23 protein-coding genes are annotated in these 20,785 nt (G+C 71.1%); 6 read left to right on the forward strand and 17 right to left on the reverse strand.

The window, feature by feature from the left end; translation table 11 throughout:
- Positions 1-102: 102 nt before the first annotated feature.
- A complete protein-coding gene (gene mtnA / locus ABZ463_RS13745) occupies positions 103-1,083 on the reverse strand; it encodes an S-methyl-5-thioribose-1-phosphate isomerase (RefSeq protein WP_362776009.1) in 981 nt (326 codons plus the stop codon).
- Positions 1,084-1,129: 46 nt separating this feature from the next.
- Here mtnA and ABZ463_RS13750 point away from each other — a divergent pair, with 46 nt between their 5' ends.
- From ABZ463_RS13750 to ABZ463_RS13760, 3 genes are all read left to right on the forward strand, one after another.
- Positions 1,130-2,635 carry a serine/threonine-protein kinase gene (locus ABZ463_RS13750; RefSeq protein WP_362776011.1) on the forward strand — a complete coding sequence of 502 codons (1,506 nt, stop codon included), beginning with the start codon at positions 1,130-1,132 and terminating at the stop codon, positions 2,633-2,635.
- 46 nt (positions 2,636-2,681) lie between these two features.
- Entirely contained in the window at positions 2,682-3,794 is a 1,113-nt protein-coding gene (locus ABZ463_RS13755; RefSeq protein WP_362776013.1) for a DUF5925 domain-containing protein, read from the forward strand.
- A 109-nt stretch (positions 3,795-3,903) separates the two neighbouring features.
- The gene (locus ABZ463_RS13760) at positions 3,904-4,380 is read left to right on the forward strand and encodes a hypothetical protein (protein WP_362776015.1); all 477 of its coding nucleotides are present in this window, start codon (positions 3,904-3,906) and stop codon (positions 4,378-4,380) included.
- 74 nt (positions 4,381-4,454) lie between these two features.
- Here the strand turns inward: ABZ463_RS13760 and ABZ463_RS13765 are convergent, their stop codons facing one another.
- The 7 genes from ABZ463_RS13765 to ABZ463_RS13795 form a co-directional block, all read right to left on the reverse strand.
- The gene (locus tag ABZ463_RS13765) at positions 4,455-4,778 is read right to left on the reverse strand and encodes a hypothetical protein (RefSeq protein WP_352012003.1); all 324 of its coding nucleotides are present in this window, start codon (positions 4,776-4,778) and stop codon (positions 4,455-4,457) included.
- A gap of 649 nt (positions 4,779-5,427) precedes the next feature.
- Positions 5,428-5,616, reverse strand: coding sequence for a hypothetical protein (locus tag ABZ463_RS13770; RefSeq protein WP_352012002.1), 189 nt, complete (start codon positions 5,614-5,616; stop codon positions 5,428-5,430).
- Between the two features lie 437 nt (positions 5,617-6,053).
- Positions 6,054-6,794 carry an ABC transporter permease gene (locus tag ABZ463_RS13775; RefSeq protein ID WP_362776018.1) on the reverse strand — a complete coding sequence of 247 codons (741 nt, stop codon included), beginning with the start codon at positions 6,792-6,794 and terminating at the stop codon, positions 6,054-6,056.
- Positions 6,795-6,857: 63 nt separating this feature from the next.
- A complete protein-coding gene (locus ABZ463_RS13780; RefSeq protein ID WP_352012000.1) occupies positions 6,858-7,742 on the reverse strand; it encodes an ABC transporter ATP-binding protein in 885 nt (294 codons plus the stop codon).
- Between the two features lie 12 nt (positions 7,743-7,754).
- Positions 7,755-8,057, reverse strand: coding sequence for a transcriptional regulator (locus tag ABZ463_RS13785; RefSeq protein WP_352011999.1), 303 nt, complete (start codon positions 8,055-8,057; stop codon positions 7,755-7,757).
- Positions 8,054-8,680 (reverse strand): hypothetical protein, encoded by a 627-nt coding sequence (locus tag ABZ463_RS13790; protein WP_362776021.1) that lies wholly within the window; start codon positions 8,678-8,680, stop codon positions 8,054-8,056. Before ABZ463_RS13790 ends, ABZ463_RS13785 begins: the two co-directional genes overlap by 4 nt.
- A gap of 120 nt (positions 8,681-8,800) precedes the next feature.
- Positions 8,801-9,166 carry a helix-turn-helix domain-containing protein gene (locus ABZ463_RS13795; protein ID WP_362776023.1) on the reverse strand — a complete coding sequence of 122 codons (366 nt, stop codon included), beginning with the start codon at positions 9,164-9,166 and terminating at the stop codon, positions 8,801-8,803.
- 66 nt (positions 9,167-9,232) lie between these two features.
- Between ABZ463_RS13795 and ABZ463_RS13800 the strand changes: the two genes are divergently transcribed.
- Positions 9,233-9,880 carry an NAD(P)-binding domain-containing protein gene (locus ABZ463_RS13800; protein ID WP_352011996.1) on the forward strand — a complete coding sequence of 216 codons (648 nt, stop codon included), beginning with the start codon at positions 9,233-9,235 and terminating at the stop codon, positions 9,878-9,880.
- 193 nt (positions 9,881-10,073) lie between these two features.
- Here the strand turns inward: ABZ463_RS13800 and ABZ463_RS13805 are convergent, their stop codons facing one another.
- Positions 10,074-10,667 carry a helix-turn-helix domain-containing protein gene (locus ABZ463_RS13805; RefSeq protein WP_362776026.1) on the reverse strand — a complete coding sequence of 198 codons (594 nt, stop codon included), beginning with the start codon at positions 10,665-10,667 and terminating at the stop codon, positions 10,074-10,076.
- A gap of 1 nt (position 10,668) precedes the next feature.
- Positions 10,669-11,055, reverse strand: coding sequence for a hypothetical protein (locus ABZ463_RS13810; RefSeq protein WP_362776028.1), 387 nt, complete (start codon positions 11,053-11,055; stop codon positions 10,669-10,671).
- A gap of 91 nt (positions 11,056-11,146) precedes the next feature.
- Between ABZ463_RS13810 and ABZ463_RS13815 the strand changes: the two genes are divergently transcribed.
- On the forward strand, positions 11,147-12,424 hold the full coding sequence (locus ABZ463_RS13815) for a M20/M25/M40 family metallo-hydrolase (RefSeq protein WP_362776030.1): 1,278 nt from the start codon (positions 11,147-11,149) through the stop codon (positions 12,422-12,424).
- A gap of 4 nt (positions 12,425-12,428) precedes the next feature.
- Here ABZ463_RS13815 and ABZ463_RS13820 read toward each other — a convergent pair whose 3' ends face one another.
- The 3 genes from ABZ463_RS13820 to ABZ463_RS13830 form a co-directional block, all read right to left on the reverse strand.
- Entirely contained in the window at positions 12,429-12,869 is a 441-nt protein-coding gene (locus tag ABZ463_RS13820) for an ATP-binding protein (RefSeq protein WP_352011992.1), read from the reverse strand.
- A 141-nt stretch (positions 12,870-13,010) separates the two neighbouring features.
- On the reverse strand, positions 13,011-13,826 hold the full coding sequence (locus ABZ463_RS13825) for a DUF1206 domain-containing protein (RefSeq protein WP_362776032.1): 816 nt from the start codon (positions 13,824-13,826) through the stop codon (positions 13,011-13,013).
- A 37-nt stretch (positions 13,827-13,863) separates the two neighbouring features.
- Positions 13,864-14,793 carry a Ppx/GppA phosphatase family protein gene (locus ABZ463_RS13830; RefSeq protein ID WP_352011990.1) on the reverse strand — a complete coding sequence of 310 codons (930 nt, stop codon included), beginning with the start codon at positions 14,791-14,793 and terminating at the stop codon, positions 13,864-13,866.
- Between the two features lie 198 nt (positions 14,794-14,991).
- Here ABZ463_RS13830 and ABZ463_RS13835 point away from each other — a divergent pair, with 198 nt between their 5' ends.
- Positions 14,992-15,957, forward strand: coding sequence for an NADP-dependent oxidoreductase (locus tag ABZ463_RS13835; protein WP_362776035.1), 966 nt, complete (start codon positions 14,992-14,994; stop codon positions 15,955-15,957).
- A gap of 81 nt (positions 15,958-16,038) precedes the next feature.
- Here the strand turns inward: ABZ463_RS13835 and ABZ463_RS13840 are convergent, their stop codons facing one another.
- From ABZ463_RS13840 to ABZ463_RS13855, 4 genes are all read right to left on the reverse strand, one after another.
- Positions 16,039-16,920: a carbohydrate ABC transporter permease gene (locus tag ABZ463_RS13840; RefSeq protein WP_352011988.1), complete on the reverse strand. Its 882-nt coding sequence runs from the start codon at positions 16,918-16,920 to the stop codon at positions 16,039-16,041.
- Entirely contained in the window at positions 16,917-17,822 is a 906-nt protein-coding gene (locus tag ABZ463_RS13845) for a sugar ABC transporter permease (RefSeq protein WP_352011987.1), read from the reverse strand. The genes ABZ463_RS13840 and ABZ463_RS13845 overlap by 4 nt, the downstream gene beginning before the upstream one ends.
- An 81-nt stretch (positions 17,823-17,903) precedes the next feature.
- The gene (locus ABZ463_RS13850) at positions 17,904-19,169 is read right to left on the reverse strand and encodes an extracellular solute-binding protein (RefSeq protein WP_352011986.1); all 1,266 of its coding nucleotides are present in this window, start codon (positions 19,167-19,169) and stop codon (positions 17,904-17,906) included.
- Between the two features lie 742 nt (positions 19,170-19,911).
- A complete protein-coding gene (locus ABZ463_RS13855) occupies positions 19,912-20,730 on the reverse strand; it encodes a phytanoyl-CoA dioxygenase family protein (RefSeq protein WP_362776041.1) in 819 nt (272 codons plus the stop codon).
- Between the last annotated feature and the right edge of the window lie 55 nt (positions 20,731-20,785).

Below are 20,785 nucleotides of genomic sequence, written 5' to 3' on the forward strand. Positions count from 1 at the left end.
ACGCTTCGCCTGATCCCGTGGTTTACGAACTGATCTCCTGAAGAAACGGGACTCTGGCGACCGATCACCCTCGCCTACCCATAGAAAGCCCCCCAAACCCATTCAGGGTCGTTCTCCCAGGTCAGGGCGGATGACCCTGCGCTCGGTGACGATGGCCGTGACCAGATCGTGCGGGGTGACGTCGAAGGCCGGGTTGGCCGCGCGGGCCCCCGCGGGCGCGAGCCGTGTCCCGCGCACGCCGAGCACCTCGTCCTGGTCGCGTTCCTCGATCTCGATCCCGGCGCCGGTCGGGGTGGCGGGGTCGACGGTGCTCTCCGGGGCGACGACGACGAACGGCACACCCGCCCGGCGGGCGCCCAGGGCCAGGGCGTACGAGCCGATCTTGTTCGCCGTGTCGCCATCCGCGGCGATCCGGTCGGCGCCGATGAGCACCGCGTCCGCGTACCCCCTGGCCAGCAGGAACGGTCCCGCCGAGTCGGCGATCAGCCGGTACGGCGCGCCCATCCGGTCCAGCTCCCAGGCCGTCAGCCTGGCGCCCTGCAGCAGCGGCCTGGTCTCCATGGCCAGCGCCTCGGCCAGCCGTCCCCGCTCGTGCAGGGTCTGCACGACGCCGAGGGCGGTGCCGCGCTCGACCGCGGCCAGGCCTCCGGTGTTGCAGACGGTCATGATCCGCACCCGGTCACGCCCGGTGAGCTCGCGCACCAGGTCGGCGCCCCGCTCCCCCATCGCGCGGCAGGCCGCGATGTCGTCGTCCCTGATCCGCAGGGCGTGGGCGAGGACCGCCTCGAACCCGCCGTCCAGATGGCCGAGCGCGGCGTCGACGGCCCAGGCGAGGTTGACCGCGGTCGGCCTGGCCGCGCGCAGCCTGGTCGCGACCGCCACGGGGTCGGGTTCGTCGCGTACGGCGAGTGCCACCCCGAGCGCCCCGGCGACCCCCAGCGCGGGCGCGCCCCGTACGGCCAGCCGCCGGATGGCCCCGATGAGCTCGTCCACCGTGCCGATCCTGAGCATGTCGCATCTGTCGGGAAGCGCCGTCTGGTCCACGAGTTCGATGGCGTCGTCCACCCAGTCGATCGTCCGCATGTCTCAAAATATGCCTATATCAGGCGGGCATCGCTAGCCTTGCCCCGTGAGCACCACCCCCCTGTCCCAGGACGACCCCCGCAGCCTGGGCGCCTTCCGGCTGACCGGAAGGCTGGGCGAGGGCGGCCAGGGCGTCGTCTACCTGGGGCAGACGCCCGGCGGGGAGCAGGTCGCCGTCAAGCTGCTGTTCGGCGCCGACGCCGAGACCCGCGCGCGACTGGCCAGGGAGCTGTCGGCGCTGGAGAGCGTCGCCCCCTTCTGCACGGCCCGCGTGCTGGCCGCCTCGGTCGACGGGCCCCGGCCGTACGTGGTGAGCGAGTTCGTCGACGGGCCGTCCCTGCAGCAGCGGATCAGGGAGCGCGGGCCGCTGCGGGGCGGTGAACTGGAGCGGCTCGTGGTCGGCACGGCGACCGCGCTGGCGGCGATCCACGCGGCCGGGGTCGTGCACCGGGACTTCAAGCCGGCCAACGTGCTGCTCGGTCCCGACGGCCCCCGGGTCGTGGACTTCGGCATCGCCAGGGCGGACGGCGCGGCGACGATGACCTCGGGCATCGTCGGCACCCCGGCCTACATGGCGCCCGAGCAGATCGGCGGTTCCCCGGCCTCGCCCGCCTCCGACGTGTTCGCCTGGGCGGCCACCATGCTGTGCGCGGCGAGCGGGCGTTCGCCGTTCGGGGCCGACACACTGCCCGCCGTGCTGAACCGGATCCTCAACCACCGGCCCGACCTTTCCGTACTGCCCGCCAGGCTGGCCGGGCTGATCGGCGCGTGCCTGGACAAGGACCCGGCGCGCAGGCCCACCGCCCGTTCCCTGATGGTGAGCCTCGTCGATCCGGGCGGGCAGGCTCCGCCGTCCGGGAAGCCGGTGGGCGGGGCGGTGACCGGAGAGGCCACCGGAGGGGCGAAGGCCGGGGAGAGCACCGGTGAGGGCGGCGCGGACCTGCGCACCCAGGCGTCCCGGCGGCGTTCCGGGACCGTGCTCGGCGCCGGTCTGGCCGCCGTTGCGCTCGTGGCCGCCGGGGGTGTCACGGTCTGGTACCTGGCCGGCGGGCCGGGTTCGGTCCCCGCCTCGACGGGCGGCCCCCGCGTGACGGGCACGCCCGCGGGCGCCACCGCCTCCCCTTCAGACGAACCCCGGGGGGAGTACGACGACCTGCCCGGCGACGTCTACGACACCGGGGAGCCGGTCCCCGAGTCCTCGGCGGGTCCAGGAGGCGCCGGAGTCCCCGCCGCGTTCGCCGGGACCTGGTCCGGGCACATCAAGCCGACGGAGAGCGGACCCTTCCCCCTCCGCGAGCACGACGTGACGATCGTCCTGGCCCAGGGGAAGACGTCGGGCTCGTGGACCGAGCCGACCTCGGGGTGCTCGGGCACCCTCGCGCTCACCAGAACCAGTGGGAAGGCCCTCGGGTTCGAGCTGAAGGTCCACGACGTCCTCCAGTGCGTCCCGGGCGACCTCACCCTCACCGGCAAGGGCGGACGGCTGGCCTACCACTGGACCGACGGCATGGGCTTCGGCACCACCTACGACGGCGTGCTGTCCAGGAAGTGAGGTAAATCCCTCGACCCGGATGGCCGCGAAGGGGATCATTGCCGACATGTCCGTTCTCAGGGAGGTCAGTATCACTCCGGAGCCGCACCCGGCGGAAGTACCGATGAGCATCTGGCTCGACGACGGCGACTCGGCGGTCGACGTGATCGACGCCCTGGCGCTGTCGCCGTTCGCGACGGGCGCCCAGCCGTGGTCGCGCACCACCGAACTGGAACGGATCCGCGCCGACGCCCCGCTCGCCCCGGCGACGGGGACGCTGGTGCGGGTCGCGCGGGAGGACGACGGGCGGGAGTCCCGGCTGATCCGCGGGGAGGGCTGGACGCTGCGGGTCGTCCGCTACCGCAACCGCTCCGCGCTGGTCAGCGTCACCGCGGTCGACGAGGGGCTGGCCCGCTCGGTGATCGAGGAGACGGTCAAGGACGCGCGGGAGGCCGTACCGGAGAGCGACCACGTCGAGATGGGCTTCTGGTGGCAGGGCCCGCACGGCGCCCGCCGTTCCGGCAAGCCCATCACCGCCGTCCCCTGGGCGGAGATCGGCGGCAACTACTCCCGGTCCCTGCGCGGCCCGCTGGACCGGCTGATGGCCCTGACCCCCGCCGACGTGCGTGGCCGCCTGGTCCTGCTGCACGGACCGCCCGGCACCGGGAAGACGACGCTGCTGCGCACGCTCGCCCGTGAGTGGCGCTCCTGGTGCCAGGTCGACTGCGTGCTCGACCCGGAGCGGCTGTTCAACTCCCCCGGCTATCTGATGGAGGTCGCGGTCGGCTCAGACTCCGACGACGAGGGCGGCAAGAAGTGGCGCCTCCTCGTGCTTGAGGACTGTGACGAGCTGATCAGGGCCGGAGCCAAGGAGGTGACGGGGCAGGGTCTCTCCCGGCTGCTCAACCTGACCGACGGCCTGCTCGGTCACGGCCGTGACGTGCTGGTCGCGATCACGACCAACGAGAGCCTGTCCCGGCTCCACCCTGCGGTGGTCCGCCCGGGCCGCTGCCTCGCCCAGCTTGAGGTCGGCGCCCTTCCGCACGACGAGGCGGTCGGGTGGCTGGGCACCGCGGAGGGCGTCCCGGTGTCGGGCGCGACCCTCGCCGAGCTGTTCGCCCTGCGTGACGGGGTGGGCGAGGCCCCGGCCGAGCCGGAGAGCATCGGCCTGTACCTCTGAGGGCTGTGTCCGCGGGCGTCGCACCCGGGAGATCGTGTGGTCTCCCGGGTCGTTCCCCGCATGTGACAGGATGTCGCTCCACGAGGGACGCGCCGTTATTGTCCGGTGGATGGGCACTCTCGGCAAACGTTCCCCCGGCCGTGACCGGGGGCCGAAGCGGCACAGCCCGCTGAAGGCGCTGGTGCTGACGGCCGTGACAGGCTTTGCCCTGGTCGCCGGGATCGGCGCCGTCGGTGACCGGATCAGCAGGGCGCACAACGCCGTCAAGGCGAGCACCCCTGCTCCCACCACCCCCGCGCCCGGCCCGCCGTCCGCGGGGACGTCCGTCGGCGTGTCCCCCGACGCGCGCCGGGTCCGGGCGCTGCTGGGCGCCCTGCGGGAGATCGATCCCGCGCTCGGCGCCGCGCCCGGCCGGGGGGAGCCGGTCGGCCGGGCGCTGGCCTCGTGCCGGGACCTGGCGGAGGGAACGGATCGGGCGGAGGCGAGACGGCGGGTACGCGCCCGCTTCGGCGAAACAGTCGTGACCGGTTCCCGGAAGGCGGAGCGCGTCCTGACGGCCATCGAGAGAACGCTCTGCTCACCCTGAGATTTCACGGCATATTGCATATGTCATGAAATATGCCGTGAATCACCTCGGACCGTTCGGGGAGAATTCCGGGCTCAGGACTCGCTGTCGGTCCAGACACCGGTCACCCTGCCGCCTCCCGGGCACCGATAGCTCTTCGTGTGCGAGGTGTACTGCCAGGGCGAGTGGTAGTCGGCGCCGCCGGTCGTGCACCGCACGCCGAGCCGCCAGCGCTCCCAGCCGTCCATGATGGTGCAGCCGCCGTACCCGATGGTCCTGGCGTCGTTGGTGTAGGAACGGCAGGTCGCCAGGGGGGCGGACAGACCGGAGGTTCCGGCCTGGGCGGGAGGATGGCCGTACACCAGTCCTCCCAAGGCCAGAACGCCCGCGGCGGCGACGGCCGCCTTTCTGGTGATCACGCGCTGGTACCTCCGATGGGAAGCGAGGGGTGGACCGCGGGCGGGACGCCCGCACAGAGGTGCGCGACAAAAGTTATCTTTGACCTAGGAAAGAGACAAGAAAAGCCTGACATATGCGATTATGTTATATGCCTAAAAATGGTGAAATAAGGCGTGGAATATCGTCCGATATGCCGGTCGGGGGCAGGTCCCGCGCCGCATCGCGCGGACGCCGAGCGCCAGGCCGCCGGGCCCGGCCCCGAGCACGGCCAGCGGCACCGGCCCGACCGGCACCCCGAGATGAGGGCGAGCAGCGAGGTGAGCATTCGCAGGCAGCCCGGCTTCGCCAGAGAGGCGAAAGGCGTGCGGGTAACGGCGACGGCCGAGGAGGGCCGGCCAGGGGAAGCGCGGAGGTAAGGCAGGAAATCCCAGGTCAAGAGCTTTCGCGGGCCGCATCGTCACCTGAGCCGGACACGTGCCGGCTTACCGGCCGGCGCCGGCCCGTGACATCGGAACCCGGGTTCATCGACAGCCGTGCAGAACCGCCTGGGACAGCGCTCAGAAGCCGGGTCGCCCAGGGCAGACCACCCCGGGCGATCCGGCTTCCCAACGACACCATCGATCTCGATCACCGGCTACGGCTGCCGGACCCACGGTCAAGCCGGCACGGTCAGCACTTCTTCAGGATGGCGGTGAGGATTCCTGTATTACTAGCCGTTACGCATGGGTTTGAGTTGGACTCAAGAACGCCGAGCCCATTGGACGGTGCGGGGTCGGCGGCTGACGGTGCCGCCGTGGCCGCCAGCATGCCGAAGACGGCCATCCCAGCGGCAGCGAACCCGATGACGATGCGGCGCACGATGCTTTCTCCTCTTTCCTGGAGTTGTCGATCCACCTCAAGTGGTAGCCACCCCATTAAACACGAACCGTAACCGTCGGCTACACAGAGCCACCTTCGTGTGGGGGAAATCCACGGGGCCCAGGAAACGAGCGACAGCGCCTGATGTACAGGACGGGTCCCGAAAAGTCGGCACAACAGGACAAAACCAGAGACTCCCGCTTTGAGAAGGTGGAGCGCGAGCGCTCGGGTGGTGGCGGCGACCGAGGAGCGCCACGAGCTGACCTGCGGAAACACTCCCCTTCCCGGACACGGGAACGGCCCGGGCCACCTGGCCCGGGCCGTTCCGCCCTCGCGGACATCGTGTTACGCGAGACCGGGGACTTTCTCCGGCGTCGCGGTCCCCGCCTGCCCCTGTGAGGCGGGTGAGGGCTCCTTCCAAGGTCTCTCGGGTGAGCTCAGGAGAAGCGGCGCCCCTCGTCGCGGCGGTAGGCCCACACGGCCAGGCCGGCGAAGACCGCGACCCACAGCGCCAGCATCGCCAGGGAGAGCGGGGCGGGCGAGAAGCCCGTGCTGGCGGCCCAGACCAGCTCGACCGCGCCCCTGGTCGGCAGGTAGGGGGCGACGGCCTGGATGAACGCCGGGGCGGTGCTGGGAGGACCGGTGAGCAGACCGCCGCCGACGGCCATCGGGAAGAACACCACCTGGGCCACGACGATGGCGGCCTTCGACGGCAGCGCGTAGCCGATGAACAGGCCCATCAGGGTGAAGGGAAGCGACCCCAGGAGCAGCGCGGCCAGGCCGAGCAGCAGCTGCCCGAGGGTCACCGTCGCCTCCGTGAGGAAGGCCGCGATGAGCAGGACGGGGATGACCGCGATCGTCATGATGCCCATGACGGTGAGGATGCGCCCGGTGAAGCGGGGCAGCGGCCCGGCGGGCAGGGTGCGCAGGTAGGGGTCCCACGGCTGGGCCCTGTCCTCGGCGACACCGATGCCGTAGGTGAACAGGCAGGAGGACATGACCGCGAAGACCAGCATCGCGCCGGTCGCGTAGGTCGCCGCGACCGAGTCGTCCCCGGCGAAGGGCACCACGAAGAACAGCATCGACAGCGCGGGGAAGACGGAGCTTCCGATCACCGTCATGGGCACGCGGACGGTTTCGAGGAACTGGTAGCGGGTGTGGGTGAGGACGAGGGACATCACGGGCTCCTGTCGGGGTCCGGTGGGAGGGGTCCGTTGGGGGTCGGGCCGCGAGGGGCGGCCTCAGGCGGCCTGGGGCTCACGGCCGGTGATGGAGAGGAAGGCCTCCTCAAGGGAGGTCGGCCTGACCTCAAGGCCGGAGAAGGGGACGCCGCTCAGCACCAGCTCGCGGACCAGGGCGTCGGCGTCGGAGGTGAGCAGGTGCGTACGGTCGCCCTCTCGCTCGACACCGATGACTCCGGCGAGGGCGGGCGGTTCGGAGACGGTCAGCGTGACACGGTGGACGCCCACCAGGCCGCGCACCGCCCCAACGGTGTCGTCGGTGAGCACCCGGCCCTCGCCGATCACGACGACCCGCTGGGCCAGGGCCTCGATCTCCTCCAGATAGTGGCTGGTCAGGACCACGGTCCCGCCTCCGGCGTGGAAGTCCCTGACCGCCCCCCAGAGGGCGTGGCGGGCCTCGACGTCGAGACCGGTGGTCGGCTCGTCGAGGAAGACCAGGCGGGGGTTTCCGGTGAAGGCGAGCGCGACCGCCAGACGCCGCTTCTGCCCGCCGGACAGGCCGCCGATCTGGCGCCTGGCCAGGTCGACGAGGCCGAAGCGTTCGAGCAGTTCCCCTCTGCTCACCGCGCCGGGGAAGTGGGCGGCCACGAAGTCGACGCACTCGCCGACCCGCAGCGCGGGCGGCAGGCCGGTCTCCTGCGGGGTGACGCCGATGCCGCGGCGCCTGGCCGGGTCGAGCGGTGAGCCGCCGAGCAGTTCGACGGTTCCCGAGGTCGGCCTTCTGAGCCCGGCGAACAGGTTGACCAGCGTGGACTTGCCCGCGCCGTTCGGACCGAGCAGCCCGACCAGTTCACCGGCGCGGATGTCCAGGCTGACGCGGTCGAGCGCCGTGACGGCCCCGTAGGCACGGGTGACCTCGACGGCGCGGGCCAGGATCTCTGTCATTGGGGTCCCCTCCTAGGACAGGTCGAGAAGTTCACGGATGGCGGCGGTGTAGTCCTCGAAGGCCCGGCGCCCCCGCCGGGTCAGAGCGACGTAGGTCGTCGGGGTGCGCCCCCGGTGGGTCTTGACGATCTCCACGTAACCGGCTTCCTCCAGCTTCCCCAGGTGTACGGACAGGTTTCCCGCGGTCATCCCGAGCAGCTCCCGCAGCCCCGGGAAGGTGATCTGGTTGGCCTCGCCCAGCGTGTTGAGCGTGGCGACCACCCGGAGCCTGGCCTGGGCGTGGATGACCGGGTCTAGCTCGCGCGGTCCCGTCATGCCCCGCCCCGCTGCCGCGCCCGCTGCACCACTCCGACGACGGTGAACACTCCACCGGCTCCGACGGACATGAGCAGGGCGTGGACGGTCGGTCCCGCGATGGCACCCGCCACGTTGAGCGCGGCGAGCCAGGCGCCGAGGAAGAACATCGTCCGCACCCGCCACAGCGCGCCCCCCACGGCGTAGAGGACGGCGACGACCGTCATGGACGTCACCGCCCACAGCAGGCCGGACTCCTCGGAGGGCAGCAGGAGCGAGAGCCTGACGCAGATCGCGACCACGCAGGCGAAGCCGAACGACCAGGAGATGCCGTACATCATGCCCCGGTCGGCCGCCTCTCCCCTCACCTGGCCGCTGACCGTCCGCTGCGCGAAAAGGGTGGTCGCCATGGAGAGGATCATCAGCGCGAACAGCACCGCCAGTGCCGTGCTCCGGGAGAGCAGGCCGTAGGCGTAGTTCAGGAACAGGGCGCCGAACCCGGCGAACCAGGTGATCCCCCATGGCGTGTGGGTCAGCAGCGGGTCGCCGCCGAGCCGCCTGGTCGTCGTGGCCTGCTGCTCCTCGATCAGGCGGAGCATCTCCTCCGGACTCAGTGGCCGGTCGTCGTCGTCGAGCCGATCCATCCCCCTGCTCCTCAAACTAGTTTGAACCGTAAACCTCTGGTTTGAACTGTAAACCAGCTTGCGATCCAAACTCAAGGGGGTTGCGCCGCGAGACCGGCGACCATGAGCCGCGGTTCCGTTTCAGGACCCGTCGCGGGTCTCCACGCGTTCCTGGGCGCGCATGACCTCGTCGCCGTGTTCGACGGCCCACAGGCCGAACGCCTCTATCGGCGGCAGCAGGCTCCGGCCGAGGTCGGTGAGACCGTAGTCGACGTGGGGCGGTGCGCCGGGGTGGACCCGGCGTTCGACCAGGCCGTTGAACTCCAGCCTGCGCAGGGTCTCGGTGAGCACCTTGGGGCTGATCCCGCCGATTCGTTCGCGCAGCCTGCCGGGCCGTACCGGGCCCTCGCGCAGCGCCCAGACGACCACGGCGTTCCAGGTGTTGGCCAGCAGGTCGAAGGCGAGCCTGGCCCGGCAGTCGGCGAGGAACCCCTGGTCGGCGGACACGCACCAAATGGTGCCCGATCGGCTGCCTAACGTCGTACCCGGGTCCGACCACAGGAAGGGACGAACATGATGAGGATCGGAATCGTGGGCACCGGCGGCATGGCGGAGGCCCTGGGCGGAAGGTGGGCGCGCGCCGGGCACGACGTGCTGGTCGGCGGGCGGGACGAGGGCCGTGCGGCGGCCCTCGCGGACAGGATCGGCGCACGCGCGGGAGACCCCCGGCGGGCGGCCTGGCACGGCGTGGACGCGGTGTTGCTTGCGGTGCCGTACGGCGCGGCCACCGAGGTGGTCTCCGCCCTGGCCGGCGTCCTGGACGGCCGCACGCTGATCGACTGCACCAACCCGGTCGCCCCCGGCTTCCTGCTGGAGACCGCGGGCGGCCCCTCCGCCGCCGAGCGTGTGGCCGCGGCGGCGCCCGGCGCGCGCGTCGTCAAGGCGTTCAACCTCTGCCACCGGAGCGTGTGGCACCTGGACCCTCCGGTCTTCGGCGGCCGTCCGCTGGCGGTCCCGCTCTGCGGTGACGACGCGCAGGCGCTGGAGACCGTACGGAGCCTGGTACGTGACCTGGGCTGCGAGCCGTTCGACGGCGGGGGGCTGGAACGGGCGGGCCTGCTTGAGGCGACCGCGGCCTTCCTGATCGGGCTCTGGGTCGGCGAGGGGGTGGACGCCCAGGCGATCGCGCCGCCGATGGAACACTCCGGCTCCCACGCCTGAACCCGCCCGGCCCGGCGCCACACCCGGCCGCGGCACGGTGACGTCAAAGGAACCCGGGCCGGCCAGAGCGTCCGGGGACCTCCGGACCGGGCCCGGCACCCTGCCCAGGTTGTGCCTGAGGTCGCCGAAGTGCGTGTCGCTGACAGTGATCACGATCCGGCCGAGGCCCGGGCTGCCGCCCGGGAACAGGGGTTCACGAGGGTTCGGCCCGTGTCGCCCTGTCGAAGATCTCGACGAGTTCGTCGGCGCAGTGGTCCGCGTCGTGGCCGTTGACGACGCGGTCGGCCGTCGCGTCGATGGCCGACCGCAGCGCCGTGCCCATCAGCTCGCCGTCGAACGCCCTGAACGTTCCCGCGCGCTGCCCGTCCTCGAACAGCGCGACCAGTCTGCCGATCGCGGCGTCGTACTCCCGGCCGCCGACGGGCACGTGGTTGTACACGATCTGCTGTATCGCGCGCACGTGCCCGGGGTGTGCGGCGACGAAGGCGATGTTCGCCCTGATGTAGGCCTCAAGCAGCGCGCGGGCCCCGGTGGCGGCGTCGAGCCGCGGGCGCATGAAGGCGGCGGCGTCGGCGGTGACCTGGCCGACGACGGCCTCGAAGAGCTGTTCCTTGGTGGAGAAGTGGTAGGAGATCAGTCTCTTGCTGCTCAGCCCGGCGTGCTCGCAGATGGCCTCGAAGGTGGTCTCCGCGTAGCCGCGCTCGGCGAGCACCGCGATGGTGGCGGAGGCGATCTGGGCCCTGCGTGCCTCGGTGGCCGCGGCCCGGCGGGTTCTGGCGATCTCCATGTCACCTCAGCCTGCCACGCTTCGGAAACGCCTCGCGCACGGCGCGGCGGTTGATCGTGAACGCGACGACGGCGACCAGGACGCCGATCACGCCCTGCTCCACCTTCATCCAGCCGGGGTAGCCGCTGTCCGGCGCGAGGATGATGAGCACGATTCCGACGGGCGCGGCGACGGTGACGAAGCGGATGCGCACGTAGGCCGACCGCCTGCCGTGTGCGGCCTGCCCGGCGAGGACGACGAGCCAGGCGGAGGCGACCGCGACGGCGGCGCCGCGCAGCCACACCACCCAGTTGCCGCCGACGACGGCGGCCGTCCCGAGTGCCGCGACGGAGATGACGAGCACGGCGACGAAGAGCGCCCTGACCAGACTCCACACTTTGTTATCCATGCGGATAAATTTATACGCGTGGATAACAAGATGCAAAGACGTCACCGTGGGTATGCACCCATGATCAGTCGGTTTGCGGGGGGCGTGTTCCATGACTGGCGAGGTCTCGTCGATCTGCTCGAACCTGATCAGGTTCGACACCACCAATCCGGGCGCAGGGGAACGGCCCGCGGCCGAGTACGTCGCCGAGCTGCTGGCCGAGGTGGGCATCGAGCCGGTGGTCTTCGAGTCGGCCAGCCGCAGGACCAGCGTGGTCGCCAGGATTCCCGGCGACTCGCCCGAGGCCCTGCTGGTCCACGGCCACCTGGACGTGGTGCCCGCCGAGCCCGCCGACTGGCGGATCCACCCGTTCTCCGGGGAGATCACCGGCGGCTGCGTCTGGGGCAGGGGCGCGGTCGACATGAAGGGCACGCTGTCCATGACGCTCGCCCTGGTCCGCGACTGGGCCAGACGCGGCGTGCGGCCGGCCAGGGACATGGTGCTGGCCTTCCTCGCCGACGAGGAGGCGACCGGCGAGTACGGCGCGCGGTACGCGGTGCGGCGGCGCAGGGAGCTGTTCGACGGCTGCACCGAGGCGATCGGTGAGTCGGGTGGCTACAGCGTCGAGGTGCGGGGGCGGCGCGTCTACCCGATCGCGGTCGGCGAGCGCGGCACCGCGTGGATGAGGCTGACCGCGGACGGCGTGACGGGCCACGGCTCCCGCCCTCCGGCGGACAACGCGGTCGCCGAGCTGTGCCACGCCCTGTCCAGGCTCGCCGCCCACCGCTGGCCGGTACGGCTGACGCCCGGCGTCGCCGCCCTGCTCACAAGCCTTGAGGAGATCCTGGGGGAACGCATCGACCGCGACCGGCTCGAACAGGAGGCTGAGCGGCTCGGCCGGGCGGGCACGCTGTTCGCGGCGCAGATCCGCAACTCGGCCAACCCGACGATGCTCCAGGCGGGTTACAAGGTCAACGTGATCCCCGGCACCGCCACCGCCCACGTGGACGGGCGGTTCCTGCCCGGATACCGGGAGGAGTTCCTGGAGACGATCGACCGGCTGCTCGGGCCGAGGATCACCCGCGAGTTCCTCAGCCTGGAGGAGGCGCCGGACGCCTCGCCGGCCGCGCCCTTCTTCGAGCTGCTCCGCGCGGCGATCCTCGCCGAGGACGGACAGGCGCGGCCGGTGCCGTACGTGATGTCGGGGGGCACCGACGCCAAGTCCTTCGCCGAGATCGGCATCAAGGGGTACGGCTTCGCGCCGTTGCGGCTCTCCCCCGACCTTGACTACTTCGGCATGTTCCACGGGGTGGACGAGCGCGTCCCGGTCGAGGGGCTTGAGTTCGGCGTCCGGGTGCTGGACCGGCTACTGGCCTCCCCCTCCGTCTGAGGGTTCACCGTACGGCGGCCAGCCTGTCCCCCGGCACCCCGGCGGTCTCCAGGACGAGCTCGAACCAGACCAGGTTCGTCCCCGCCTCCCGGGTGAATCCCCAGCTGTGGGACAGCGCCTCAAGCAGCGGCAGGCCGCGCCCCCCGGTGGCGTCGGCGGGGGTGTGGCACAGGCAGGGGACCTCGGCCGAGCCGTCGTCCTGGACGGAGACCCGCACGCCGCCCGCCCAGTGGGTGACGGTGACGGTGAACATGCCGCCGTCCCCCGACCTGGAGTGGACGACCGCGTTGGTGGCTATCTCACTGGTGAGCAGCACGCAGTCGTCGTGGAGGGGGTGGTCCCTGCCGAGAGCCGCCGAGATCAGTTTTCTGGCCCTCCCCACCTGGTCGGGGGACCCTTCCAGGTGGAGAATCCGTTCACCGCCGTCGCGCTCCGACAAATCCATATGGCCCTCCCGATGCCATCCGCCTCCATGGAAGGACGCGGGACCCGGACAGGGCGATGTCATGGAAAAGCACCAATAGGGTGACTTACCGGATAGGTAGGTGGGGCTTGCCACGGCGGCGCCGAGGCGCGTGGCCGTACGTCACAGCCGGTGCCAGCGCGCCTGGAGAAAACAGTAGGCCGCGAAAAGCAGCAGGCCGAAGGCCACGACGCCCAGCAGCCACGGCCCGGCCGGAGTGTCCGCCAGCGCGCGCAGCGTCGAGTCGACGCCCCTGGCCCTTTCCGGGTCGTAGGTGATCGCGGCCTGGACGACGAAGACCCCGGCCGCCACCGCGATCACGCCGCGGGCGAGGTATCCGGCCGTGCCGAGCCGCTCGGCCAGGCGCCGCACGCCCGGCGGCACCTCCCCGGTGGGCAGGTCCTCAAGGAACTTTCTCTTCCATCCGCTGTGGATCCAGTGGGCCCCGAGCGCGACCACCCCGAGTCCCACCACGCCGACCAGGACCCGCCCGCCGGGCAGGTCCATCGCCATGGCGGTCAGGTCCTTGGAGCTGTCGTCGGACGAGCTGCCCGGGTCGCCCCTCAGCAGCAGGCCGAGCAGCGTCGCCACCAGCAGCCCGTAGGTGACCGCCCGCGCGACCGCCTCGGCCCGGTCCTTGACCTTCCCGCCCCGGTCGAGGACCGCCTCGGAGATCTGCCAGAGGGTCAGGGCCACGAAGCCGGCGACCATCAGCCACAACAGCACGGTGCCGAACGGCTGCTCGGCGACCGTCTCGACCGCCCCGGTCTTGTCGGCCTCCTTGCCCCCGCTTCCGCCGCCGAAGGCGATCCGCAGGGCCAGGAAGCCGATCAGGCCGTACAGGACGCCACGGCAGGCGAGCCCGAGGCGGGTCAGTCTCTCCAGAGTCCGGCTGCCGGCCGCTCTGCGGGCGGCGCCTTGTACCTGAGCGCTGTTCATGAAGGCGCGCTCCTACCCGACGAAGAGCCGGTAAACCTCAGATCTCGGGCATCGTGTCGAGTCTGCGCAGGATGACGCCCTCGCGCAGCGCCCAGGGGCACACCTCAAGCTCCCCCACCCCCAGCAGGTCCATCGCGGCGTCGGCGACGATCGCCCCCGCGGGCAGCTGTGGCGCCCGTCCCTCGGAGACCCCCGGCAGGCCCGCCCGCGCGCGCGGGTCCATCCCGGCCAGCCTTCCGGTCCACTCCACCAGCTCGGTGTGCCTGAGCACCCGGCGGACGTTCCCCTCACTCGACGGGGCCGCCCCGGTTATCCTCGCCAGCTGCCTGAAGGTCTTCGAGGTCGCCACCGCGTGGTCCGCCCTGCCGTACCTGGCGACGTCGCCGACCTTGCGGGCGATCTCCGCCCGCACGTGCCTGCGCAGGGCCCTGATCTCCTCCTGGGAGGGCGGGTCGGCGCTGAGGCGGTCGCGGGTGAGCCTGCCCGCCCCGAGCGGCAGCGAGATCGCGACGTCCGGCTGCTCGTCGATGCCCGAGGCGATCTCCAGGGAGCCCCCGCCGATGTCCAGCACCAGCAGCCGCCCCGACGACCAGCCGAACCACCGCCGCACGGCCAGGAAGGTCAGCCGCGCCTCGTCCTGACCGGAGAGGACCTGGATGTTCACCTCGGCCCGCGCGTTGAGGTCGGCGAGCACCTCCTCGCCGTTGACCGCCTCCCTGACCGCCGAGGTCGCGAACGCCATGAGGTCCTCGACGCCCTTGTCCTCGGCCAGGCGCAGCGCCTCCTCGACGTGCCCGCGCAGCAGCGCCGCGCCCTCCTCGGAGAGCCGCTCGCCGTCCTCCATGTACTCGGCGAGCCGGAGGTCCACCTTGTGGGAGTAGGCGGGGAGCGGCCGGGCGCCCCGGTGCGCGTCCATCACCAGGAGATGAACCGTGTTGGAACCGATGTCGAGAACGCCCAGTCGCATGCGTCGAAGTTACTACCCCTCCATAACCGGAAGATCCGGTCTACCCCGGTTCCCGGGAACGCTCTCCTGAACAGTCCGTGAACGAAAGGTGCCGGAGGTTTCCCGGAAAGGACAAGGCGCCCGCGCGGGCCCGGCGGGCGGGGTTACCCTCTGCCGCGCCGCGCCGCCCCGCGGCCACGACCGAGGAGGAGACAGAACATGACTTCCATGCGCGCCGTAAGCCAGGACGTCTTCGGCGGCCCCGAGGTGCTGCGCCCCGTCCTGCTGGACAGGCCACAACCCCTGCCGACCGAGGTGCTGGTCCGGGTCGTCGCCGCCGGGGTGAACCCCGTCGACGCCAAGACCAGGGCGGGCGGCGGCATGGCGGGTGTCCTGGGTGCCCCGCCCTTCGTCCTCGGCTGGGACGTCTGCGGCGTCGTCGAGGAGATCGGGTACGGCGTGCACACCCTGGCCGTCGGCGACGAGGTGTACGGCATGCCGTGGTTCCCCCGCCAGGCGGGCGCCTACGCCGAGTACGTCACGGCCCCCTCGCGGCAGTTCGCCCGCAGGCCCCGCTCCCTGGGGCACGAGGAGGCGGCGGCCGTACCGCTGGCGGCGCTGACCGCCTGGCAGGTCCTGGTGGACACCGCCGACCTGCGGCCCAGGCAGCGGGTGCTCGTCCACGCGGCGGGGGGCGGGGTGGGCCACTTCGCCGTCCAGATCGCCAAACACCTGGGGGCGTACGTGATCGGCACGGCCCGTGCGGCCAAGCACGACTGGCTGCGCGGGCTCGGCGCCGACGAACTCGTCGACTACACGGCCGTCCGGTTCGAGGAGGTGGTGCGCGAGGTGGACCTGGTGGTGGACCTGGTCGGCGACGGGTACGACGCCACGAGCACCCGTTCCCTCGGCGTCCTGCGTCCCGGCGGGCTGCTGGTCGCGGTGCCCTCCGGGGTCTCGCCCGAACTGGCCGAGTCGGCCGCGGCACGCGGTGTGCGCGCGACGGGGTTCCTGGTCGAGCCGGACGGCACGGCGCTGGCGCGCATCGGCGAGCTGGCCGACTCGGGCCTTCTCACCGTCGAGGTCGAGGAGGTCTTCCCCCTCGACCGGGCGGCAGAGGCCCACGAACGGCTGGCGGCGGGCCGTACCTCGGGCAAGCTGGTCCTGGGCGTCACCGCCCCCTGAGCGTCCCGGGCGGTCCCGTGCCGGAGCGACTCGACACGGGACCGCCGCCCACCGGGCCCCCACCGCTTGGGCCCGGGCGGGTCACTTGATGGAACCGGCGGTGAGACCGCCGACCACCTTCCGTTCGATGAGCGCGAACAGGATGATGACCGGGATCGTCGCGATGACCGAACCCGCGAACAGGTTCTGCCAGTCCACCTGGTACTGGCCGATGAAGGAGTTCAGGGCGACCGTGAGGGGCTGGTTGCCCGGGGTGGTGGTCAGGGTGAGGGCGACGACGAACTCGTTCCAGGCCGCGATGAAGGTGAAGATCAGCGCGGTCACCACACCGGGCATGGCCAGCGGGAGGGTGACCCGGAACAGCGCGCCGAAGCGGCCGTTGCCGTCGATGAACGCGGCCTCCTCCAGCTCACGCGGGATCGAGGAGAAGTAGGCGTTGAGGATCCACACCGCGAAGGCGAGGTTGAAGCCGCCGTTGACCAGGATCAGCGCCCAGACCGAGTCGACCAGCCCGAACTGGAAGAACTCGCGGTAGATGCCGACCAGCATCGCGGTCGGCTGGAACATCTGGGTGATCAGCACCAGGATCATGAACGCGGTGCGGCCCCTGAAGTCGTGCCGCGCGGTGTAGTAGGCCGCGGGCAGCGCCACCAGCAGCACCAGCACGGTCGAGCCCGCGGCGACCTGCAGGGTGACGCCCAGGTTCTGGGCGAGGCCGCCGGTCCAGAAGTTCGTGAAGTTCGACCACTCGAACCGCTGCGGCAGGTAGGTCGCCTGGCGCAGCTCCCCCTGCGGGCGCAGCGCCGTCAGGACCATCACCAGGTAGGGGAAGAGGAAGACGAAGGCGATCAGGTAGGCGCTGGCCGCGATGACGACGGTCTTGACGGACGGGAGCGAGCGCGGCGCCGCGACAGGGGCCGTCGTCTTCTCCGCGACCGAGGGCGCGTTCTGGGTGAGGGTCATGCGGGTGCCGTCCTCCACTTGCTGACCTTCAGGAAGACGATCGTCAGGACGATCACCATGCCGAAGTTGACGACGGACATGGCCGCCGACTCGCCGATGTCGGATCCCTTGAGGATGTACATGAAGATGGTCGAGGTCGCCGTCGAGTAGCCCGGCTGCCCGTGGGTCATGGCCCAGATGATCGGGAAGCTGTTGAAGACGTTCATCACGTTGATGAGCGCCGCGACCGTGAGGGCGGGCCGCAGCAGCGGCAGCGTGATCGACCAGTAGGTCCGCAGCTTCGAGGCGCCGTCGATCTTGGCCGCCTCGTAGACGTCGGCCGGGATCGCCGACAGTCCCGCGAGCAGCGCGTAGGTGGTGAACGGGACGGAGACGAAGACCGCGACGAAGATGAGCCACGGCATCGCGCCCGACGCGCTGCCGAGCGGGTCGGCGTCCGCACCGCCGAGGGCGTCCAGCAGCCCCAGGTCACGCCTGAGCATGTTGATCAGGCCGACCTCGGGGTCGAGCATCCACTTGAAGATGATCGACGTCATCAGGACGGAGGCGGCCCACGGCGCGATCAGCGCCCAGCGGGCGAAGCGGCGTCCGGGGAAGCGCTGGTTGAACAGCTGGGCCAGCGCCAGGGAGACGAGCACGGTCAGCGCGACCACCGCGACCACCCACACCAGGCTCCTGGCCATGACCCCGCCGAAGTCGGGCTCGGCGAACAGCTTGTCGTAGTTGCCCGTCCCGTTTCCGCCCTGGACGACGCCGAAACGGCTGATCTTCAGGAAGGACGACTGGACCATCACCACGACGGGCCAGACGACCACCACGGCGATCAGCGCCACGGCGGGGCCGACCCAGGCCAGCGGGGCGAGCGCGCGCAGCGCTCCGCCTCGCGCGGATGTTTGCTGCATGAGTCCTGCTTTCGGATGGACTGGTACGGCGCGCCCGCCACGCGGCAGGACGGGCGGGCGCGCCGTACCCGGGGGTGAGGGTCAGCCCGCGGTCGCGACCTTCTGGATCGCGCCGAGCACGGCCTTCGGGTCACCGCTGACGGCGCCGCCGATGGTCTGCTTGACCTGGGTGTTCACCTCGGACCACTTGGGGTCCTGGAAGGGGTAGAACGTCGCGTTGGGCAGCGCGTCCAGGAACGGCTTGAGCCTCTCGTCCGAGGAGAGCTTCTCGATGCCGGACTTCGTCACCGGCAGCAGCTTGTAGGTGTCGCTGATCTTCTGCGCCGCGTCACCGGAGTAGAAGTAGTCGAAGAACTTCTTGATCTGCTCCTGGTGGCCGTTCTTGTTGAAGGCCATGATCCAGTCCTCGACGCCGAGCGTGGTGTCCAGGGCCGCGGTCTTGCCCGCGATCGGGGCGACGCCGAAGTTGGTCAGGCCGCCCTTCTCGAAGATCGGGATGGACATGGGGCCGCCGTTGACCATGCCGACCTTGCCCGCGGCGAAGTCCGCCCAGACGTCCTTGCGGTTCTTGGTGCCGGGGTTGGGGCTGGTCAGGCCCGCGTCGACCAGGCCCTTGACGTACTGGAGGGCCTCGACGTTGGCGGCGGAGTCGACCGCCCACGCCCCGGAGGAGTCCTTGTAGCCGCCGCCGTTGCCCATGAACCACAGGAACGACTCGGCCTGGGCTTCCTCGTTGCCCAGCGGCAGGCCGAACGGCTGGCTGACGCCGGCCTTCTTCAGCTTCTCCGCCGCGGCCTTGAGCTCGTCCCAGGTCTTGGGCGCCTCGGCGATCCCGGCCTTGGTGAACAGGTCCTTGTTGTAGAACAGGGCGCGGGCCGAGGAGACGAACGGGATGCCGTAGCCGGTGCCGTCCACCTTGCCGAAGTCGGCGAACTTGGGCAGCAGGTCGGCCGAGGTGGCCGGGGACAGGACCTCGTCGGTCTTGTACAGCAGGCCGTCCTTGACGAAGCCGGAGTAGTCGCCGGTCTGCAGGATGTCGGGCACCTGGCCGTTCTGGACCATGGTCGCGACCTGCTTGTCGATGTCGTTCCAGTTGATGACCTGGACGTCGACCTTGATGCCGGGGTTGGCCTTCTGGAAGCCGTCGACGACGCCCTTCCAGAACTTCTCACCGCTGTTGTCGGCGGTGGGGCCGTCGCCGTAGTCGGCGGCGACCAGCTTCAGCGTCACGTCGCCACCGGCCGCCTTGTCACCGCCGTCGCTCCCGCTCTGCGTCGAACCGCAGCCGGTCATGACCAGTGCCGCGGACAGACCGAGCGTCAGCGCACCGACGAGCCTCTTGTTCACGTGAATTACCACCTTGATATTCAGACGATCGGAGCCGGTCCGTACCAGCTGGGGGGCCGCCGGAGTTCACCCGGCGGGTTGGAATGCTCGAAAGAGAGCCGGTGGCGGCCTGTGGGTCGCGGAGCTCCGGGCTTTCCCGTGGTGCGGACCAGAGTAGGTTCGTCCTATAGGACTGGTCTATACCGGTTGATATCGGTTTGACAACGCCGATCGAGAGAGCGCGCCACCGGTCCGTACCGGATTCTCACGGCGACGACCGGATTCACTATTACCGGTAGGAGGCATCTCCGCTTAAGAAGTGGCGGTTCACCTGGGGTTACGTTGCCGACCGGTTCGATGAAGAACTACGAACCTTAGTAAGTCGGCTGGAGAGATCCGTGGAATCGTGGGCCACCATGTCTGGTCCGCCGGGCGTACCGGCCTGGAAGTACCGGCCGCTCCCGCGTCCCTTTCCGCCGAGCCGGAACCGGCATCGGCCGCCGTTCCCGCCGGGAGAACCGTTTCCACGTGCGCCGTTCCCCACCTGGACCCGGAGGCGGCCTTCACGTTTCGGGGTGGTCTGGACCACCTTCCCCGCCCACAGGAACCGGTACGGCCCGCGCGGGGACGAGACACCCGAGCGGGTCGCCACTCCGTCCCCTGGTCCCAGGAGCGGCGAACCTCACGCGGAGGGCCCTGCCGTCAGGGCTCTCCGCCCCACCCGCACGCGGTCACGAACCTGGACGTCGCGGGCGGTGTGGTCTCAGCCCCCGGCGGTCCCTGACGTCCCCGCGCCGTGTCCCCGTTCGAGGCCCCGCCTGATGGCGGTCTCGACGGGTGAGAGGCCGCTCTCCGCCCCGTCCCCGCGGAGCGGCCCGGCCGGGCTGAGCCCCGGCTGGGCCAGGAAGCGCGGGCTCCGGCCGCGGTTCGGCTGCCCGGCGTGCACGAGGAACGGGTGGCACAGGTAGACGTCACCGGCGCCGCCGGTGGCCTGGACGACCGGGCGGTCGCGGCTCGCCGCCTCGGCCCGCCGGGCCAGTTCCACGGCGTCGAGGCCGTCCTCGCCCTCGGAGGCGAGCAGCCGCGCCACGTCCAGATGGGAACCGGCGCGCAGCCGGGTCGGCGCGTCCGTCTCCCCGACGTCCGAGAACAGGAAGAGCATCAGCAGCGCGCGGTCCCTGGAGGCCGCGTTCGCCCGCCAGGTCAGGTAGTCGCCCGGGACGGAGCCGGGGCCGGGGAAGCTCACGTCGACGTGCCATCCGTCCACGACGGCCGGTTCGCCCCCGGGGAAACGGATCACGAACCCTCCCAGGGTGGCGCGGGGGACCCAGCGCCCCCTGCCCACGAGCGCGTCGAAGGCGGCGTGCAGGCGCGGCGTGTTGGCCGCGTCCCTGAACGGTGGCTGCGCGTAGTCCGGGCGGGCCACGACCGGCCCCGGCCACGTGGCCGGGGCGGCGGGGTCGGCCCCGAGGTCCCGCCACACGATCTCGCGGCATCTCTCGGCGGTCTCGCGGGGGAAGGCGCCCTCGATCCGGACGAAACCGTCCTCGACGAAGGCCTCCACCTGAACGTCGGTGAGCACGTCCCCATGCTGGTCACCCGGTCACGGTCGCGGCAACCCGTTTTACGGGCACGCC

Source organism: Streptosporangium sp. NPDC020145, assembly GCF_040631275.1.
Taxonomy (GTDB): Bacteria; Actinomycetota; Actinomycetes; order Streptosporangiales; family Streptosporangiaceae; genus Streptosporangium.

What these genes read in the sequence shown, in the direction of transcription:
- ABZ463_RS13810 (WP_362776028.1), bottom strand. Translation starts at nt 11,055, where the DNA reads ATGGATAACAAAGTGTGGAGTCTGGTCAGGGCGCTCTTCGTCGCCGTG.
- ABZ463_RS13775 (WP_362776018.1), bottom strand. Translation starts at nt 6,794, where the DNA reads ATGTCCCTCGTCCTCACCCACACCCGCTACCAGTTCCTCGAAACCGTC.
- ABZ463_RS13805 (WP_362776026.1), bottom strand. Translation starts at nt 10,667, where the DNA reads ATGGAGATCGCCAGAACCCGCCGGGCCGCGGCCACCGAGGCACGCAGG.
- ABZ463_RS13760 (WP_362776015.1), top strand. Translation starts at nt 3,904, where the DNA reads ATGGGCACTCTCGGCAAACGTTCCCCCGGCCGTGACCGGGGGCCGAAG.
- ABZ463_RS13785 (WP_352011999.1), bottom strand. Translation starts at nt 8,057, where the DNA reads ATGACGGGACCGCGCGAGCTAGACCCGGTCATCCACGCCCAGGCCAGG.
- ABZ463_RS13820 (WP_352011992.1), bottom strand. Translation starts at nt 12,869, where the DNA reads ATGGATTTGTCGGAGCGCGACGGCGGTGAACGGATTCTCCACCTGGAA.
- ABZ463_RS13825 (WP_362776032.1), bottom strand. Translation starts at nt 13,826, where the DNA reads ATGAACAGCGCTCAGGTACAAGGCGCCGCCCGCAGAGCGGCCGGCAGC.
- mtnA (WP_362776009.1), bottom strand. Translation starts at nt 1,083, where the DNA reads ATGCGGACGATCGACTGGGTGGACGACGCCATCGAACTCGTGGACCAG.
- ABZ463_RS13780 (WP_352012000.1), bottom strand. Translation starts at nt 7,742, where the DNA reads ATGACAGAGATCCTGGCCCGCGCCGTCGAGGTCACCCGTGCCTACGGG.
- ABZ463_RS13815 (WP_362776030.1), top strand. Translation starts at nt 11,147, where the DNA reads ATGACTGGCGAGGTCTCGTCGATCTGCTCGAACCTGATCAGGTTCGAC.
- ABZ463_RS13790 (WP_362776021.1), bottom strand. Translation starts at nt 8,680, where the DNA reads ATGGATCGGCTCGACGACGACGACCGGCCACTGAGTCCGGAGGAGATG.
- ABZ463_RS13845 (WP_352011987.1), bottom strand. Translation starts at nt 17,822, where the DNA reads ATGCAGCAAACATCCGCGCGAGGCGGAGCGCTGCGCGCGCTCGCCCCG.
- ABZ463_RS13835 (WP_362776035.1), top strand. Translation starts at nt 14,992, where the DNA reads ATGACTTCCATGCGCGCCGTAAGCCAGGACGTCTTCGGCGGCCCCGAG.
- ABZ463_RS13840 (WP_352011988.1), bottom strand. Translation starts at nt 16,920, where the DNA reads ATGACCCTCACCCAGAACGCGCCCTCGGTCGCGGAGAAGACGACGGCC.
- ABZ463_RS13800 (WP_352011996.1), top strand. Translation starts at nt 9,233, where the DNA reads ATGATGAGGATCGGAATCGTGGGCACCGGCGGCATGGCGGAGGCCCTG.
- ABZ463_RS13830 (WP_352011990.1), bottom strand. Translation starts at nt 14,793, where the DNA reads ATGCGACTGGGCGTTCTCGACATCGGTTCCAACACGGTTCATCTCCTG.
- ABZ463_RS13755 (WP_362776013.1), top strand. Translation starts at nt 2,682, where the DNA reads ATGTCCGTTCTCAGGGAGGTCAGTATCACTCCGGAGCCGCACCCGGCG.